The organism is Campylobacter sp. 2018MI10 (assembly GCF_018501175.1).
Lineage (GTDB): Bacteria > Campylobacterota > Campylobacteria > Campylobacterales > Campylobacteraceae > Campylobacter_E.
Window position 1 is genome coordinate 42,964 of sequence record NZ_JAHCZD010000005.1, and the last position, 17,113, is coordinate 60,076.

A 17,113-nucleotide genomic window follows, 5' to 3' on the forward strand; every position below is an offset into this window, starting at 1 on the left:
TTTATAGAATTTGTGTTTCAATTTTACTCAAAGCTTATAAATAAATGTTAATTTGATTCAAGTTTGTAAGTGCTAGAAAATAGGACATTTTTAGTATTGTAAATATTGTCAATCAAAAAAGTTACTGATTTAATTTTAGGGTTAATTATTTCATCATAATGAGTAAATAAACTTTCAAAAAATATAATATTTTCATTATTTTTTAAAAATGGTTTTATGATTTCTTTAAATTCTATAAAAATAATTTTAATTAAATCAAAATTTTCAATCTTAAACTCAATTTTTTTATTTCTTATTTTAAAACTAATTTTACTTGTATTTGAAAGATTGATTTGTAAATTAGTCGCTATTTTAGAATAATCAATTGCGTTATTTACAACGCTATATTTTACTCTAAAATCTATACTAATATCATTTAACATATCAAGAATAGATTTATAAGCAGTTTTATTTAAATACCAAGATAAAAATGCTAAATCATCTTTTACATTGTCATTAAACTTCAGATTATCAACATTAAATTCAAATTCTGAACTCATATTAAACAAGCTAGTATCATCAAAATAATATTTATTTTTATCAAAATAATATTCTAAATTATTCTTTTCTATAAAAGAGTATTTTAAATCTTTAAAATCCTTTTCAAGTAATTGTAAAAAATTATAAAATGCAACTCTGTTTTTAATATAAATATTAGAGAATTTAAAATATTTAAAAACTCCATTTTCAATAAAACATTCAGTATAACTTGAACATTCCACCTTAGCTGCTATATATAATTTTTCAAGTAATTTTACTAGATAATCTATTTCTTGTTTTTGCTTGATTATATTTCTTTGTTCTTGTTGATAATTATCATACAAAAACACACTAGTTGTTAATACAACAACAAGTATGCTTAAAATTATTTTTTTCATAAATTAGCTTCGTTTAAAGCCTCTGATTGATAGTGAGCTATTAGTGGTTCAATTATTTCATCTAATAAACCATCTTGCATAATTATGTCTAATCTGTGTAAAGTAAGATTTATTCTGTGATCACTTATTCTATTTTGTGGATAATTATAAGTTCTAATTCTTTCACTTCTATCTCCACTTCCAACTTGAGATTTTCTACTCTCTCGCTCTTTTGCTAATCTTTCTTGCTCTTGCATTTCATAAAGTCTTGCTTTTAAAACTTTTAAAGCACTTTCTTTATTTTTATGCTGACTTTTACCATCTTGATTAACAACAACTAAACCTGTTGGAATATGCGTAATTCTAACTGCAGAATCAGTAGTATTTACACTCTGACCACCATGACCACTACTTCTCATTACATCAATTTTTAAATCATTTGGATTTATTTCAATATCACTATCTTCTACTTCAGGCATAACTGCAACGGTTATAGCACTTGTATGAACTCTGCCTTGAGATTCTGTAGCAGGAACTCTTTGAACTCTGTGTGTGCCACCTTCGTATTTTAATCTTGAATAAGCTTTATCACCTTTAATTAATAAAATAATCTCCTTAAATCCACCTGCACTGCCTTCACTTTGACTAACTACTTCTATTTTATAATTTTTATCTTCAGCATATCTTGCATAAGCTTTAAATAAATCTCCGACAAATAAAGCAGCTTCATCTCCACCAGTTCCAGCTCTAATTTCTAAGAAAATATTCTTATCATCATTTGGGTCTTTTGGTAATAAAAGTATTTTTATTTCTTCTTCTAATTTAGGTTTTAATTCTTCTAATTCTTTTAATTCTTCTTTAGCTAAATCACCTAAATCAGGGTCTTGCAATAAAGTTTTATTTTCTTCAATTGAATCTAGCGTATTTAAATATTTTTTAGCAACCTCAACTATATCTTCTAAACTTTTTTGTTCTTTTGATAAGGCTGTAACTTTTGCTAAATCTGTAGTATTTTCAATATTACTTAAAAACGCTTGAATTTCTTCATAGCGTTTTAAGAAAGGTTCAAGTTTGCTTGCTAGCATTAAAAATTATGCACCAATTTTATTTACTAAAAGTGCTAAACGACTTACTTTTCTTGAAGCTGTTTGTTTTTTAATAAAACCACGGCTTACCATTTCGTGAATTTTTTTATTAGCTACTTTTAAAGCTGCTGCTGCCGCTTCATTATCATTAGCTGCTGCTGCTTCACGAACTGCACGAGTAATGTTTTTAAGTCTTGTTCTATAGAATCTGTTTCTAATAGTTTTTTTAATTGTTTGTCTAGCTCTTTTTTCTGATGATTTATGATTTGCCATAAAAAATTCCTTCGTAAAAATTTTTAAAAGACTGATTTTAGTAAAGTTTTGTTAAAATAATCTTAATTCAAAATTAAAATCATACTGAAAGGCAAAAAAATGATATTTGGAACAGATGGAATTAGAGGTTTTGCAGGTAATGATTTAAGTGCTTTTAAAGCTCTTAAAGCTGCTATGGCTATTGGAATTTTTTTTAAAAATAAAGCATTAACAAAAAAAGTAATAGTTGGAAAAGATACTAGAAGAAGTGGTTATATGATAGAAAATGCAATCGTTAGTGGTCTTAATGCAGTAGGTTTTAATGTATTGCAAATTGGCCCTATGCCTACACCTGCTGTTGCTTTTTTAAGTCAAGATTTAAGATGTGATTTTGCTATTATGATAAGTGCTTCTCATAATCCTTATTATGATAATGGTATTAAAGTATTTGATGCTAATGGATTTAAATTAAGCGAAAGCGAAGAATTTGAAATAGATAGAATATTTAATGATGATAATTTAATTAATTCGCATCTTGCAATAAAGGATAAAATCGGCTCTGCAAAAAGAATTGATGATGTAATAGGTAGATATATAGTTCATATTAAAAATTCTTTTCCAAAAGATACAACCTTAAAAAACCTTAGAATTGTGTTAGATTGTGCAAATGGAGCGGCTTACAAGGTTGCGCCTGCTGTCTTTTCTGAATTAGGAGCTGATGTTATAACATTAGCTTGTGAGCCAAATGGAATAAATATTAATGATAATTGTGGAGCACTTCATCCAAATATGTTAGCTAAAGAAGTAAAAAGATTAAGAGCTGATGTTGGGTTTGCTTTTGATGGAGATGCTGATAGATTGGTTATGGTTGATGAAAACGGAGAAATCATTAATGGAGATATTTTATTAGGGGTTTTAGCAAAAGCTTTAAAAGATAATAATAATTTAAGCGGTGTTGCAATTAGCAAAATGAGCAATATGGGATTTTTAAATTATCTTAAAAAACACGATATTTCTTATGTTACAACCGATGTTGGAGATAAATATATTCTACACGCAATGCAAGATAAAAATTATAATTTTGGTGGAGAGCAAAGCGGACATATAATTTTTAGCGATTACGCAAAAACTGGCGATGGTATAGTAGCAGCACTTCAAGTAGCAAAATTATTATTAAATAAAAAAGCTAGCGAGATTTTTAGCGAAATTAAATTATTTCCACAAAGCTTAACAAACCTAAAAATCACAGAAAAAAAACCTTTAGATAAATTAGAAGGCATAGATAACTTATATGAAAAATTAAATAAAAATAATGTGAATTATTTATTTAGATATTCAGGAACTGAAAATTTAATGAGAATATTACTTGAATGCGAAAGTGAAAAAACTTTAAAAAATATGGAAAATGAATGTATAAAATACTTTCAAAGTGTGCTAGTATGAGAAAAAAAATTATTATCTCAAGTCTTATAATAGCCATTGTAATAATCTTAGATAGACTTAGTAAAAATATATTTTTAGCAGGTTATGAATGGCATTTTACCCCTATTAGTTTTTATTTAGTTTTTAATGATGGGGTTGCTTTTTCAATGCTAAGTTTTTTACAAGAATATCTAAAATATATTCAAATAATGTTGCTTATAATTGCTGGAATACTTTTAGTTAAAGAAAAAAAATTCCTAAACGATAATTATTATGCTCTATCATTCATATTAGCCGGAGGCATAAGCAATATTTATGATAGGTTTTTATATCCTGGAGTTATTGATTTTATAGCTTGGCATTATTGGTTTAACTTCGCTGTTTTTAATATTGCTGATGTGTGTATTAACCTTGGCGTTATTATAATAATTTTAAAAGAAATTTTTAAGAAAAGGAAGAAAAATGGAATTTCTAGCTAACAATTATGATTGGATAAAATGGCTTCATTACTTAGCGTTTATTTCTTGGATGGCGACTTTGTTTTATTTGCCACGCCTTTATGTATATCATCAAGAACATTCACATAAAAAAGAATTTGTTGAAGTTGTAAAAATTCAAGAAGATAAATTGTTTTATTTCATAGGACAACCTTCTATGATAATTACACTACTTACTGGAATTTTAATGATTAGTGCTAATTCAACCTTGATGAAACTTGGTTATTTTCATCTTAAATTATTGTGTGTTGTTCTACTACTAATTTATCATTTTGATTGCTTAAGATACCTTAAACAACTAAAAAATGATACTTGTAAAAAAAGTGGTAAATTTTTTAGAGCTTATAACGAAGTGCCTACTATAATAATGATAGGTATAATTACTGCAATGATTATAAGACCATTTTAAATAGGAATACAACATATTCCTATTTAAACAATAATATATATTATCAGTTTAAATTCTTTTAAAAACTAAATAATAATACTAAGCTAAAAAACTTGTAATTTTAAGAGATAATTAAGAAATATCTAATATATTAAAATATCTTACATAAATAGGAAAAATCTTGGATACTTTACATCAACCAACTTTAAGGGTTATTAAAATTTTAGAGACTTTAAAAAATTGTGATGAAGGTCTTAACATAACACAAATTTCAAAAGAATGTAAAATCAGTGTGGGAACTCTTCATCCTATTTTAAAAACACTTTGTGAATTAGATTATTTAAGTTTTGATAATAAAAATTACAAATTATCTTTTTGTCTAAATCCAGAGCTAGAACAAAGGAAATCTACAAAAATTATAATTTATTATATGGATGAGCTAGCTAAAAAAATAAGATTAGCCGTGCAATTAGGGATTTTAAATGGTAAAAAAGTAATTTATTTACATAAAAGTGAAGGTAATGAAAAAATTATTCTAAAGACAAAAGCTGGAGATGTAGCCAATGCTAACGCAACTGCTCTTGGTAAGGCATTGTTATTTGATAAGAATTTAAATGAATTAAAAAGTATTTTCAAAAAACAAATTCTAGAGCAAAATACTGCAAGAACAATCAATAATATAAATGATTTATACGACAATATTCAGTATTGTAAAAATCTAGGTTATTCTTATGAATACGGGGAATATGATGATGATTTTTCTTGTTTTGCTGTGCCTATTTATAAAAACCAACAAATATTTGCTGCAATTAGTGTTACTATCTTGAAATTTCATATAAATGATGAAAAAAAGGATTTAATAACAACAGAATTATTAAAATATAAAAAAATTATAGAAGAGCAATTGCAATAATTATTTTAATAGTATTTAATATTTATATTAAATATATTTTAATTATTGCTTTATCATTTTTATAATTTATATCAAATTAACAACTTTCAGTTAGAATAAATGAAAATTAATTTTAATTTTTATTACTTAATCTAAGGAGAAAATATGGAAAGTTTTGCAATTCTTAAAATTGCACTAGCGTTAATAGTAGTAATTGTTACTATTACACTTTTAATTAAACGCCACGAATCAAGAATGGTTCTATTTACAAGTGGTGTTGTTTTATGTATTATTGCAGGTGCTCCAATGGACGCACTAGAAGCTTTTACTAAAGCGATAAAAAAGGCAAACATTATTGAACCAATAGTTGCTGCCATGGGTTTTGCTTATGTTTTAAAGCTTACAACTTGCGATAAGCATTTAGTTCATGCTTTGTCAAAAGTATTAAAATATGCAGGTATTTTTCTAGTTCCTGGAGCTGTATTAATCACTGCATTTATTAATATTTCAGTAACTTCTGCTGCTGGTTGCTCTGCTGCTGTTGGTGCGGTTATTATCCCGCTACTTATGAGAATGGGGGTTCATCCTGCGCTTGCTGCTTCAACCGTTTTATTAGGAACTTATGGAAGCGCAAATCTAAACCCTGGTTATCATCAGACAAATATAGTCGCTGAAGTTAGTAAAGTAAATGTAATGGAAGTAATTCATTATGAAGCGTTTTATTTTGGAGTAAGTGCTGTAATTTGTGCTTTTGGATTAATGATTGTTGGCTTACTTTTAAAAGAATATAAAGGTTATGTTCTTGAAGATGAAAGCAATGATGATAAAGATTTCAAAATCAATCCTATAAAAGCTATTGTTCCAATTGTTCCTGTTGCTATACTTTTAGTTCTTAGCAATTCGCATTTTAAAGAATGGTATGAAGCTACTTTTGCACTTAAAGTTCCAAAAGTTGGCATTGGTCATGCAATGATTATTGGCTCATTATTAGCATTTATTACTTGCTTTAAAGATGTAAAAGCCGGTGAAGTTATGAAGAAATTTTGTGCTGGTATGGGTGAAGGATTTTCACATGTATATGGAATCATTATTTGTGCGGGGATATTCGTTGCAGGGCTTGAAGCTATGGGATTTGTTCAACAATTAATTGATTTTATGAAATCAAATCCAAATATTGCAACTTTCATAGGTTCTGTTGGAACTTTTGCCCTAGCCTTAATAACAGGTAGCGGAGATGCTGCCGGAATAGCATTTAATCAAGCTGTAACGATAAAAGCAGCAGATATCGGACTAGACCCTATGCACCTTGGCTCTGTTGTAACTGCTGTAGCTGGACTTGGAAGAAGTATGAGCCCTATTGCAGGAGCTGCTATTATATGTGCTACTTATGCGAAGGTTAATCCAATTGAACTAGCTAAAAGAAATGCAATACCAACAATTATTGCAGCAATAGTATATGTATTAATCGCTATTTAAATTCTACATTGCAAAAGGAAAATTAATATTATTTCCTTTTGCAAAAGTTCTTTTAAAAATCACTACAATTATATTTGGAATATAAATTGCTTATTTATAAAAAACTTAATAAAGGTTATAAATGCAAGTTGTACAGAATTTAGAATCAATTAGTATAAATACTCAAGATTTTTCATTTTTTAAAGAAATGAAAGAAATAATTAATAAAAATTTTTCACAAAATATCGGAAAGAAAAGCAAATTAATATCATTTTATGTTGAAAATGAAATTCCACAAAGAAGATATTTTTTAAAATTACTATCAATATTGAATAAAAAATATAATAATGAACAACTTCAAAATATAAATACCGCATATTATAAAAAATTTAAACTAAATCTAGTAAGTGTAAATAGCCTAAAAGCAATGATAAATTGTAAGCTTGATTTTATGAGAAAAGATATAATTTTAAATTTCTCAAATCTTGAAAAAAATTTAATAATTTATCTTTCTAATTATTTTAAAGAGCACGATATAAAAATATTAAAAACTAAATTTATCATCACTTATAAAGATGAAAATACCTTAAGTTTATTAGATAAACTATGTGCTTGTAACGAGCATTTAAATTACTGCGTAAGCTTTAGTCTAAGCGAATTGGCTTATTTGCAATTTAAAAAAGAAATTAAAAATGAGCTGAAAAAAGATAATAGGTTTTTAAATGTTTGTATGCTTTTAGAAGAACATTTTAAAACATTAGGAGTGGAAGTAGGAGCTAGTTTTGATGTTGTAAGGAATAAATATCTTAAGTTAAGTAAAGTTTATCATCCTGATTTTCACTCGGAAAAAAGTGAAGAAGTAAAAAGAGTGTTAAAAGAAAAATTTGAAGAAATAAATATCGCATATGAAAGCCTAAAACCATTGTATAAAAATGTAAGTTAATATAATTGTTAGAAATTTATAATAATTATCAGTTTCTTTAAAGGTTAATTGAGTATCATACTCAAAATTATTTTTAAGGAGAGTTTTATGTCAGTTTTGGTTATTGGTGCAGATGAGATTACCCCTATTAAAGCAGTTTTACATGACTTAGGTGCAAAAACAATCACTCATTGGGATGCTAGAAATGAAAATAGAGTAAATCGTCAAAGCATTCCACAAGATACTGGCTGTGTTGTTATGCTTACAAGTTTTTTAAATCATAACACTATGAAAAAAATAAAAAGCCAAGCTAAAAAAAGAAATATACCTTTAGTATGTGCTAAGCGTTCTGTTAGTTGTGTGTATTGTGAATACTGCAAAGTCTTGGGTTTAAATAAGTAAGTTTTAAAATAGAATTTGAAATCAATTATTTAATTTCAAATTCTAAATATTTTAATTATTCAATAATTAAGCCAAAGCCACTTAAAGCTGCAAATTGTTCTTGATTGCCTAAAAATTTAAACTTATTAATGCCCAAATCTTTTAAAATCTGCGCTCCTATGCCATAATTTTTATCATCGCTTTTTAAGCCTTCCATAAATACTAACATACCACCTTCTTTACTTAAATCATCTATTGATTTTAAAGTTTCTTCTAATTTAGTAGCATTTAAAATATTAATATCTTTAGAGCTCTTATAAAACTTAATCAGACTTTTTTCATTTTTACCTGCAAAAGCAAAAATAGTGTGAATATCTCCTAAAAAATCTTTATATACAATCTTTTTAACATCTTTACATAGTAATTTGGTTTTTTCTTCACTAATTTTTGATACTAAGCTTTCATTTTGTAATCTATATTTGATTAAGTCTTCAATAGTTACTAATTTTATATTGTGCTTTTTGCCAAATTCTATTAAATCATCACGCCTAGCCATTGTTCCATCAGGATTCATAATTTCACAAATTACACAAGCAGGAGTAAGTCCAGCTAATTTACACATATCAACCGTTCCTTCCGTATGCCCTGTTCTAACTAATACACCGCCATCTTTTGCTATTAACGGATTAATATGACCAGGTCTTACAAAATCACTTGCAACTGCATTTTTATTTGCAAATAATTTTATAGTAGCATCTCTTTCACTAGAACTAACACCTGTACTTGCCGTTTTAATATCTACCGTAATAGTAAATGCCGTTTCATGATTAGATGTGTTTTTAGGAACCATTAGCGGTAATTCAAAATGCTCTGCAATTTTTTTATCTAGTGCTACACAAACAACGCCCCTAGCATGTGTTAATGTGAAATTCACCTTTTCTGGCGTGCTAAATTCTGCTGGAAAAATCAAATCACCTTCATTCTCCCTATCTTCAGCATCTAACATTATCAACATATTTCCCTTTTTTAATTCTTTTATACCTTCTTCTATACTAACAAAAGACATATTTTTCCTTTTAATAATTATTTTAATTAAGTGTATGTAAAAATAATATATAAATGTTTAGAAATACAAAAAAATAAGTAAAAATTATTTTTTTAAAAATTTTACTTGACAAATATATTTTTTTGATATATAATCACGCTTTTAATTTGCATTGGGGTATCGCCAAGCGGTAAGGCAACAGGTTTTGGTCCTGTCATTCAGGGGTTCGAATCCCTTTACCCCATCCACTTTTTTGTCGCGAAATAGAGCAGTGGTTAGCTCGTCGGGCTCATAACCCGAAGGTCGGGGGTTCAAATCCCTCTTTCGCAACCATTTTAGCATAATTAGAATACTTATTTAATATATAAATCTTTATCAGACTTCTTTTTTATATAAATGTTTAGAATTTTAACATCTTTGAACTTAAAAAATTCTTAAAATAGTTTAGTTTTATTTTACTTTGAAAATGTTGTTTTTTTATGTTGGTTTATTGCTTTTCTTAAGTGAAACTTAATAAGGTTGAAATGCCTATGTGATAGGCATTTAAGGGGCGAATTTTTAAAATCTCGCAAATTTGTATAAATAAGACAAGGCGGGGTTCGTTACGGCGTTGGGCTAAAGCCCCCCGCCATAACTCACGCCCTTTATTGCTCTTTTTATATAATTTAGCATTATATTTTATAAACTCTAAGATATAGCTTTTAAATAAGCGTAATTAAGCTTAAAGTTATTAAGGGCTAATAAGAAAGAGTTATCATTGTTTTTAGTAGATTTTTGAAATAAAGGGCGTTTTTATGCGTTAGAATAGGTAGAGTTTGAAAAACTTCGTTTTTCAATGCTTCCACTCACACGCTTTGGCGTGTTCGTTGTTAATTAGGGGTAAGCCCCTAATAACCCCAATTGAAGTTTTTTTTTATTTACTCGGCTTTCTGTAAATCATCATTATTATTAGGAATAATGATACTTTCTAAGATACTATTAATTACTATTTTTGAAAGGTTTTTATTGCGTGTTAAATAGTGATGAGTAGTAGTAATGTTAGCGTGTCCTAGTGTAAGCATTACGCTTTCCATACTAAGTCCTAAATGATTAATAGCATAAGTTCCTATTAAATGCCTTATGTCGTGAAGTCTCATTTTTGGTAGATTGTTTTTATTTAAAAAGTTATTCCAAGCTCTACGCAAATCTATATATTTATTTGCCGTATCTGGGTTTGTGAATACATAATCTTTAGGGGAGTTAAAAAGAGTATTTTTATAATGCTCTTTTAATCTATATTTTAATAAAGGGGTTAATGAATATTCCATAGTTTTAGAGATTTTACAATTTTCGGAGCGTATTATATAGCTTTCGTTTTTAAAATCTATAACTTTTTATTTAAGGCTTAATACTTCGTTTTTTCTTCTTCCGTATAAAAAAATATTACTATATTTATCTTTATTATTAACAATTGCTTTAATTATATTCTTTTGAATATCGGTTGTATATCTAAAATAAAGCTATTTTTGATTTACAGCCTTTTTTAATAATTTATCAAATATCTTACTAAAAACCTTAAACTTAATTTATATCTTGATTAGCTGCAAAAAATCTCATTGTTGCAATTTCATCTAACTCTAACGCTTGTTTTTTTTCAAATTCTTTTTTCTTTTTTTTAATTTCTTCATCGTGTAAGTATTTTATTTTCTCATAATCTAGCGAAGCTTTTTTATACAAATGAGTAAAATGCACTATCTCTTTTTCACATAAACTAATTTTTTCTAGTAATTCTTTTTGTTTATTTAAATTAAAAAAAATCGCTTCATTTGCTAATTTTATTTCAAGTATAGTTTTTGGTTCTGGATATGTGTCTAATTCTTTTTTTACTAATTCAAATTCTTGTTCAATTGCAGTTTTTTTAAGTTTTGCTTTATTTAAAGCAAGCTCTGCATTTTGTAAAGCTTGCTTTTTTACACTTAATATTTGTTTAAATTTCATAAAATGATTGTATCTTCACGCTCAGGAGAAGTAGAAATCATTTTTATTTTTACACCAACTAATTCTTCAATTTTTGAGATATATTTTTTCGCATTTACAGGTAAATCATCGTATCTTCTAATTCCATAAATTTTACCAAAGCCATCAACACTTTCATAAATTGGTTTTACATTTTCTAAATCAGCTGGAACATAATCAATTATTTCGCCCTTATATTCATATGCTTTACAAATCTTAATACTATCAAAATTTTCTAAAACATCTAATTTCATTAAAGCAAGTTCGCTAAGTCCGTTTAATCTAGCAGTATATCTTACAGCTACTGCATCAAACCATCCGCAGCGTCTTTTTCTACCTGTGCTAACACCTATTTCTTTTCCTATTTCGCCTATTCTTTCGCCCTGCTCTGTTTTATCTTCTGTAGGGAAAGGTCCGTGCCCAACTCTTGTAGTATAAGCTTTTACTATTCCTATTGATTTGCCTGCTTCATAAGGACTTAATCCTAAACCACTTAAAGCTCCTGCAGCAATAGTTGTTGAGCTAGTTACATAAGGATAAGTTCCGTGGTCAATATCTAATAAACTACCTTGAGCTCCCTCTAATAAGACTTTTTTATCTTCATCTAAAGCTTTCCATATAAGTCTTGTAGTATCACAAATAAATGGTGCTAACATTTCTTTATATCTTTTAAGATTAGCTAAAAGCTCATTTGCATCAGGTGCATTTACGCCTAAAGTATCAAAATATGGTTTATTTATCACAAAATCTTTCAAAATTGCATTACAAAGTTTTTCAGGTTCAAGCAACTCACTTACTCTATGCCCACTTCTTGAAATCTTATCAGCGTAGCAAGGTCCTATTCCTTTACCAGTCGTTCCTATTGCATTATCACCTTTAAATTTTTCTTTAGCAATATCAATTTGTGCATGATAACTTAAATTAAGATGAGCTCTATCACTAATAAATAATCTACCTTCTAAATTATCAAATTGAGCCATTTCTGTAATCAAAACTTCAGGATTTAATACAACCCCATTTCCTATTACATTTTTACAACGATGATGTAAAATACCACTAGGCAATAAATGTAAAGCATAACGAACTCCATCAACCCAAATAGTATGACCTGCGTTGTGTCCTCCTGCACTCCTACATACAAAATCATAGTTAGCGCATAATTTATCTACAACTTTGCCTTTACCTTCATCTCCCCACTGAATACCTACTAATATGTCAGCTTTGCTCATATATATCTCCTATAAAAATATTATTTCCGTTTTCATACATTTGCATAATTTTATCTCTATTTTTTTCTTTCACTAAAGATACTAATCTACTCATATAATCTGCTTTAATAGCCAATTCTTCATTAGTAAAATCAAAATTTCTAATATTATTTAAGAATTTATCAAAATCTAAATTATCAAAAGATTCATTATTGTTAATTCTATTGCCAATTACTTTATAGTAATATTCGCAATACAAAATATCTAAATTCTCATTATTTACAATTCTATTTTTACAAAATACAACAAAATTATCCAATTCTGCTGGGTCGTATTCTTGTCTAAAAATTAAACAATATAAATTCTCACCTAAAGAATTCTTAGTTACAACATAGCTTAATTTATTAGGATGCAATATGTTATTAAAGTCTTTTAAATAAACAATATCCTTAATAGAACAAGTTTTGCCATCTAATATATTTGCAATAATTTTATCTTGTTCTTTTGCTAACAAGTCTTTTAAATATATCTTAGGTACATTTTGAGTATTTAATAAATTTCTTAGTTCTTTATTAGCACTAATACATTTAAATTCTTTATCAAATATACCTATGATAGAATTACTTTGTTTATAAATATCACTAAAAGATATAGGTTCTTTTATTTCATCTTCTAATATATCTTGTTTTAATAAAGCAAGATGAGCTGTTATGTTTAAAAACCTAGCTTGTTTACTATCATAATTATAATCCCTTGAAATATTAAAGCTAACTTTAAATTCTGCATATCTACCATTATTTTGTCTTAAATATAAATTTTGTTCAATTACTTTAGAATAATTTGTAAAACTATTATCTTTAAGATTTTTTAATTTTAATAAAAATTCAATATAAGCAGGATAGCTACTTTTATGTAAAAGCTCTTTAAAATAAGCATAACTTAAAGCTGTATAGCCTAAAATTCTATCTATATTTTTACTACAACTTCTTATTTTTAACTTACCACCTTTAAGGGTAAAATTCATAGTAATAATGAAACTTTTTTCTAAAGCTTCATATTGAGATTTAATATTTTCATAACTTTTACTAACCATATTAGTATCTAAAATCATCAAAATATCGTAGCAAAATCTCTCTGATCTCATAACGAATGGATATATTTTAACTTCTTTAAAGTCTTCTCCATTCACATAGTGTTCAGTTTGTATATAAAATCCTTGATTTTTAATAGAATTTTGCATATTGTTTGCAAAATTTATCGGGTCTATAATGGTATCTCTTTGCTCTTTTTTACCAAGCATATACAAATTCATTTTAGACATACCTGTAATTTTTTGATTATAAAAATCAAGTGCTGATTGATTTGCTTTAAAAATCTTAGCCGTAAAAGCATCAATCATTAGCATAGGAATTGTGCTTTTACTAAACATAGAGCTAAGTCTTTGTTCTAATTCTCTATATTCTTTTTTAATATCTTTATATTCAAGAACTGAAAATGCCGTTTGTTTTTGCAAATCTTCTAAATCAGAGCCTTCTATTAGCTCAAAATTTTGAAACTCATCAATATCGCTAGCACCTTGTAAATCATAGCAATACCTTACTTGTCTTACTAAACCATTTTCAACCAACATAGAATCAAGATAAGCGTTCCAAAAATACATAACTAATATTATTAGCAAAAATGCACTTAATACAAAATAATAATTAAAATACTCGCTTACAGATATAAAGCTTCTCACATTAAAGCCGCTATATTCTACTTCTTTAATAATATTATCAGAATTACTTGCTGTTTGATAAATTCCAGATAAATACCAATAGTAACTAAACTCATTTACATTGACAGATAAATCTAATTTTGATTGATTACTTGAATACAAAACATTACCAAAAGAATCTACCAATATATAATCAGTATTAAATTTATTAACACTTTTTAAAAGTTCTTTTAAATCAAGCTTTGCAACCAAAAATGTATTTTTATTATTCTCTAATTTTTTTGCAAAATATATGCTACTTTGTAAGTCTTTAGTAGTAATTAATTCGCTAATATAAGTAGTTTTGCCAGTTAAATTCCTAGTATTAATTTCTATGAATTTTTTTAAAGGGTCAACTTCATCACTGCTAATTTTATCTAAAACTTCTCCATCTTCATTAAGATAATAAAATGCTGAAAATGTATTTAAGTCTAAATTTTTTAAACTAGGATTCATCTCAAGTGCTTTTGAATATAAATCTAGTCTAATTTTATGCTGTTTTATAGCATTTTGAATACTATGAGAAATCAATTTGTTATTATTAATTAGTTTATCATTGACTGTTGTAAAATTTACATAAAAACTAAAAAATAATACTAATACAAGTAAAATAAAAGTAATAAAAAAATTTTTTCTTAAAAGCCAAATTATATTATTAAACTTAAGCACTTAAATCCTTCTTTGATAATTCGTTTTTAAAATAACCCTTAAAATATAAACTAATTATAAGTGATGGTAATAAAAACAAAGAACCGCATAATAATAAAATCATAACTAAAACAGTCAGTAATCCAAAATAAATAGTAGGTGTAAAATTAGAGCTCATCATAAGACAAAATCCTAAAACAATAGTGCAAGTTGTATAATAAAGTGCTGAACCAATACTTTGATGACTTGCCCTAATAGCATCATTTAAATTCCTTTTTTTGATTTCTTCTTTAAATCTATGAACATAATGTATTATATCATCAACTCCAATTCCAATAGAAATTGCTGCAATTATAATACTCATTAAATCAAGACTTAACCCGCTAAAAGCAATAATCGCAAATAATAATGAAATAGGAATCAAATTAGCAATTATTCCAATAATACTAAATCTTATATTTCTAAAAATTATTAAAAATAATGCAAATAAGCTAAGTATAACAAAATTAAGAGTATCTACTTGAGAGCTTATAAGTGAGCTTAGCATATTGTTATAAAGCACCATAACTCCACTTACTTGAATATTTATATTATCATTTTTTGTAAGTTCTCTTAAATTATCATTTAAATCTTTTAAAAATTTAGCTCTTTTTAAAGTTTTATCACTATCAACCATTCTAATTGCTATTCTAAATTCTTTTGATTTTTCGTTGTAATATGGATAAATAATTTGCTTTTTAGTGCTTTCTTCAAGGTTATTTTGCAATATATTTAGCAAAAAGCCATCAATATCTTTACCATTATTCATAGATTTTGCAAAATCTAAAAGCGAATAAAGGCTTAAAACACTGCCTACATAATTTTGATTTTCTAAGAAATTATGAATTTTTTTTAGAATTTCTACTTTTGATGGTGTTAAATAGTACTTATCACTATTATCTAAAAATTCAGCAAACTCATCAGCTTGTTCATCGTCTTCATCGTTAAATTTAACAATTACATCTAACGGAAGCGTTCCACCTAGTTTTTCATCAATTAATAATAAACCTTTTTTAATATCACTACTATCTTTAAAATAATTCACAAAACTATTTTCAGCACTAAGCTTTGGAATTGAAACAATAGCAAAAACAACTATTATCAAGCTTACAAAATATACTATTTTTCTATGATTTATTGCAGTATTTGCACAAAACAATAAAAACTTAGGCTCTTTAGCAAAATATACATTTTTAAAATCTTTTTTTGCAAGTAACAAATAAGGCAAATATAAATAGCATAAAAGCAAACTAACACTAATACCAATGCTCATCATAACACCTAATTCACTAATAGGTTTTATTCCTGAAAAAACAAGACTTAAAAACCCAACTACGGTTGTTAAAATAGCATAAAAGCTAGGTTTAGCCTTAGCTAATAATGTGTGTCTTACTTGTGTTAATCTATCTGTATTTTTATTAAAATTTATAAGTTCTGAAAAATGAGATAATAAATGCACTATAACAGAAATTGTAATAATTAAAACCAATGCTACATAATTACTTGAAATAACGGTTATGTTATAACCCAAAATCGCCAAAATTCCCGTCGTGCTAAAAAGAGAAATTAAGCATATAAACATACAAACAAATACAAAATACAAACTTCTAAAAAATATAAAAATAGCAATTGATAATAATACAAACAACCCTATTCCATAAACATATAAATCAGATTTAACATAAGTAATCATATCACTTGCAATAACGCTCATCCCACCTAAAATCAAATCATTATCAAGCGCAAATTGCTTTAATGTAACAATCAAATCATCTGGGTTATTTGCATATATTAAAAAATCAACAACAGAATAATCTTGGCTAATTAAATTCTTTAAATAGAATTTATTTTTACTTATTTCATCTTTAGCTTTTAATAAATTAGCTCCTTCATTTATACTTTTTCCATCACTTAAAAATAATGGAGCATTTAAAATACTAAGAACTGATTTAACACCATCTATTTTTAATAGTTTTTTCTCTATATTTTGAAGTTTTTCAATACTTTCAATACTAAAGACATCGCCTTGGCTTTTATAGGCTAATACTAAAAAATCTTGGGAACCAAAAGTTTTTATACTTTCATTAAATAGTTGTAAATCCTTATCATCTTCTAAGAAAAAGCTAGTTGATTTTGCTTCAACTTCTATCTTAGTAGAATAATATGATAACCCTAAACAAATTAATAGAGTTATCATAAAAACTTTTTTAGAATTTACAAGAAGAAAATTAA

General features: G+C 26.6%; 16 protein-coding genes and 2 tRNA genes. 9 read left to right on the forward strand and 9 right to left on the reverse strand.

Annotation, left to right across the window (positions count from 1 at the left end; genetic code table 11):
• Positions 1–47: 47 nt before the first annotated feature.
• Genes KJR01_RS03390 through rpsT form a run of 3 tightly spaced genes read right to left on the reverse strand, consistent with a single transcriptional unit; the run spans position 48 to position 2,254 of the window.
• Complete coding sequence (locus KJR01_RS03390; protein WP_214117149.1) at positions 48–917, reverse strand: hypothetical protein; 870 nt, start codon at positions 915–917, stop codon at positions 48–50.
• Positions 914–1,981, reverse strand: a complete 1,068-nt coding sequence (gene prfA, locus KJR01_RS03395; RefSeq protein WP_214117152.1) for a peptide chain release factor 1 — start codon at positions 1,979–1,981, stop codon at positions 914–916. The genes KJR01_RS03390 and prfA overlap by 4 nt, the downstream gene beginning before the upstream one ends.
• Positions 1,982–1,987: 6 nt before the next feature.
• Positions 1,988–2,254 (reverse strand): 30S ribosomal protein S20, encoded by a 267-nt coding sequence (gene rpsT / locus KJR01_RS03400; protein WP_214117154.1) that lies wholly within the window; start codon positions 2,252–2,254, stop codon positions 1,988–1,990.
• Between the two features lie 99 nt (positions 2,255–2,353).
• Here rpsT and glmM point away from each other — a divergent pair, with 99 nt between their 5' ends.
• From glmM to KJR01_RS03435, 7 genes are all read left to right on the forward strand, one after another.
• Positions 2,354–3,676, forward strand: coding sequence for a phosphoglucosamine mutase (gene glmM, locus KJR01_RS03405; protein WP_214117155.1), 1,323 nt, complete (start codon positions 2,354–2,356; stop codon positions 3,674–3,676).
• Positions 3,643–4,134, forward strand: coding sequence for a signal peptidase II (lspA, locus tag KJR01_RS03410; RefSeq protein ID WP_214117157.1), 492 nt, complete (start codon positions 3,643–3,645; stop codon positions 4,132–4,134). The genes glmM and lspA overlap by 34 nt, the downstream gene beginning before the upstream one ends.
• Positions 4,118–4,561 carry a protoporphyrinogen oxidase HemJ gene (gene hemJ, locus KJR01_RS03415; protein WP_214117160.1) on the forward strand — a complete coding sequence of 148 codons (444 nt, stop codon included), beginning with the start codon at positions 4,118–4,120 and terminating at the stop codon, positions 4,559–4,561. Before lspA ends, hemJ begins: the two co-directional genes overlap by 17 nt.
• Positions 4,562–4,721: 160 nt before the next feature.
• The gene (locus KJR01_RS03420) at positions 4,722–5,453 is read left to right on the forward strand and encodes an IclR family transcriptional regulator (protein ID WP_214117161.1); all 732 of its coding nucleotides are present in this window, start codon (positions 4,722–4,724) and stop codon (positions 5,451–5,453) included.
• Between the two features lie 144 nt (positions 5,454–5,597).
• Positions 5,598–6,908 (forward strand): C4-dicarboxylate transporter DcuC, encoded by a 1,311-nt coding sequence (gene dcuC, locus KJR01_RS03425; protein ID WP_214117164.1) that lies wholly within the window; start codon positions 5,598–5,600, stop codon positions 6,906–6,908.
• Positions 6,909–7,029: 121 nt separating this feature from the next.
• Entirely contained in the window at positions 7,030–7,830 is an 801-nt protein-coding gene (locus tag KJR01_RS03430) for an adenylosuccinate lyase (RefSeq protein WP_214117176.1), read from the forward strand.
• Between the two features lie 87 nt (positions 7,831–7,917).
• The gene (locus KJR01_RS03435; RefSeq protein WP_214117178.1) at positions 7,918–8,211 is read left to right on the forward strand and encodes a DUF2325 domain-containing protein; all 294 of its coding nucleotides are present in this window, start codon (positions 7,918–7,920) and stop codon (positions 8,209–8,211) included.
• 55 nt (positions 8,212–8,266) lie between these two features.
• Here KJR01_RS03435 and KJR01_RS03440 read toward each other — a convergent pair whose 3' ends face one another.
• Positions 8,267–9,256, reverse strand: coding sequence for a bifunctional 3,4-dihydroxy-2-butanone 4-phosphate synthase/GTP cyclohydrolase II (locus tag KJR01_RS03440; protein WP_214117180.1), 990 nt, complete (start codon positions 9,254–9,256; stop codon positions 8,267–8,269).
• Between the two features lie 152 nt (positions 9,257–9,408).
• Between KJR01_RS03440 and KJR01_RS03445 the strand changes: the two genes are divergently transcribed.
• Both KJR01_RS03445 and KJR01_RS03450 read left to right on the forward strand, forming a co-directional pair.
• Positions 9,409–9,483, forward strand: a tRNA-Gln gene (locus KJR01_RS03445).
• A gap of 9 nt (positions 9,484–9,492) precedes the next feature.
• Positions 9,493–9,568 (forward strand) — tRNA-Met (locus KJR01_RS03450).
• A gap of 584 nt (positions 9,569–10,152) precedes the next feature.
• Here KJR01_RS03450 and KJR01_RS03455 read toward each other — a convergent pair.
• The 5 genes from KJR01_RS03455 to KJR01_RS03475 all read right to left on the reverse strand — a co-directional run bounded on the left by KJR01_RS03455 (position 10,153) and on the right by KJR01_RS03475 (position 17,078).
• Positions 10,153–10,602, reverse strand: coding sequence for a tyrosine-type recombinase/integrase (locus KJR01_RS03455; protein WP_214117287.1), 450 nt, complete (start codon positions 10,600–10,602; stop codon positions 10,153–10,155).
• Positions 10,603–10,795: 193 nt separating this feature from the next.
• The gene (locus KJR01_RS03460) at positions 10,796–11,212 is read right to left on the reverse strand and encodes a flagellar FliJ family protein (protein WP_214117182.1); all 417 of its coding nucleotides are present in this window, start codon (positions 11,210–11,212) and stop codon (positions 10,796–10,798) included.
• Positions 11,209–12,459 carry an adenylosuccinate synthase gene (locus KJR01_RS03465; RefSeq protein ID WP_214117184.1) on the reverse strand — a complete coding sequence of 417 codons (1,251 nt, stop codon included), beginning with the start codon at positions 12,457–12,459 and terminating at the stop codon, positions 11,209–11,211. Before KJR01_RS03465 ends, KJR01_RS03460 begins: the two co-directional genes overlap by 4 nt.
• Positions 12,446–14,863: a hypothetical protein gene (locus tag KJR01_RS03470; protein ID WP_214117186.1), complete on the reverse strand. Its 2,418-nt coding sequence runs from the start codon at positions 14,861–14,863 to the stop codon at positions 12,446–12,448. The genes KJR01_RS03465 and KJR01_RS03470 overlap by 14 nt, the downstream gene beginning before the upstream one ends.
• A complete protein-coding gene (locus KJR01_RS03475; protein ID WP_250325121.1) occupies positions 14,856–17,078 on the reverse strand; it encodes an efflux RND transporter permease subunit in 2,223 nt (740 codons plus the stop codon). The genes KJR01_RS03470 and KJR01_RS03475 overlap by 8 nt, the downstream gene beginning before the upstream one ends.
• Between the last annotated feature and the right edge of the window lie 35 nt (positions 17,079–17,113).

Coding starts and splice junctions, on each gene's coding strand:
- KJR01_RS03390 (WP_214117149.1), bottom strand. CDS start 917: ATGAAAAAAATAATTTTAAGCATACTTGTTGTTGTATTAACAACTAGT.
- prfA (WP_214117152.1), bottom strand. CDS start 1,981: ATGCTAGCAAGCAAACTTGAACCTTTCTTAAAACGCTATGAAGAAATT.
- rpsT (WP_214117154.1), bottom strand. CDS start 2,254: ATGGCAAATCATAAATCATCAGAAAAAAGAGCTAGACAAACAATTAAA.
- glmM (WP_214117155.1), top strand. CDS start 2,354: ATGATATTTGGAACAGATGGAATTAGAGGTTTTGCAGGTAATGATTTA.
- lspA (WP_214117157.1), top strand. CDS start 3,643: ATGTATAAAATACTTTCAAAGTGTGCTAGTATGAGAAAAAAAATTATT.
- hemJ (WP_214117160.1), top strand. CDS start 4,118: ATGGAATTTCTAGCTAACAATTATGATTGGATAAAATGGCTTCATTAC.
- dcuC (WP_214117164.1), top strand. CDS start 5,598: ATGGAAAGTTTTGCAATTCTTAAAATTGCACTAGCGTTAATAGTAGTA.
- KJR01_RS03430 (WP_214117176.1), top strand. CDS start 7,030: ATGCAAGTTGTACAGAATTTAGAATCAATTAGTATAAATACTCAAGAT.
- KJR01_RS03435 (WP_214117178.1), top strand. CDS start 7,918: ATGTCAGTTTTGGTTATTGGTGCAGATGAGATTACCCCTATTAAAGCA.
- KJR01_RS03440 (WP_214117180.1), bottom strand. CDS start 9,256: ATGTCTTTTGTTAGTATAGAAGAAGGTATAAAAGAATTAAAAAAGGGA.
- KJR01_RS03460 (WP_214117182.1), bottom strand. CDS start 11,212: ATGAAATTTAAACAAATATTAAGTGTAAAAAAGCAAGCTTTACAAAAT.
- KJR01_RS03465 (WP_214117184.1), bottom strand. CDS start 12,459: ATGAGCAAAGCTGACATATTAGTAGGTATTCAGTGGGGAGATGAAGGT.
- KJR01_RS03475 (WP_250325121.1), bottom strand. CDS start 17,078: ATGATAACTCTATTAATTTGTTTAGGGTTATCATATTATTCTACTAAG.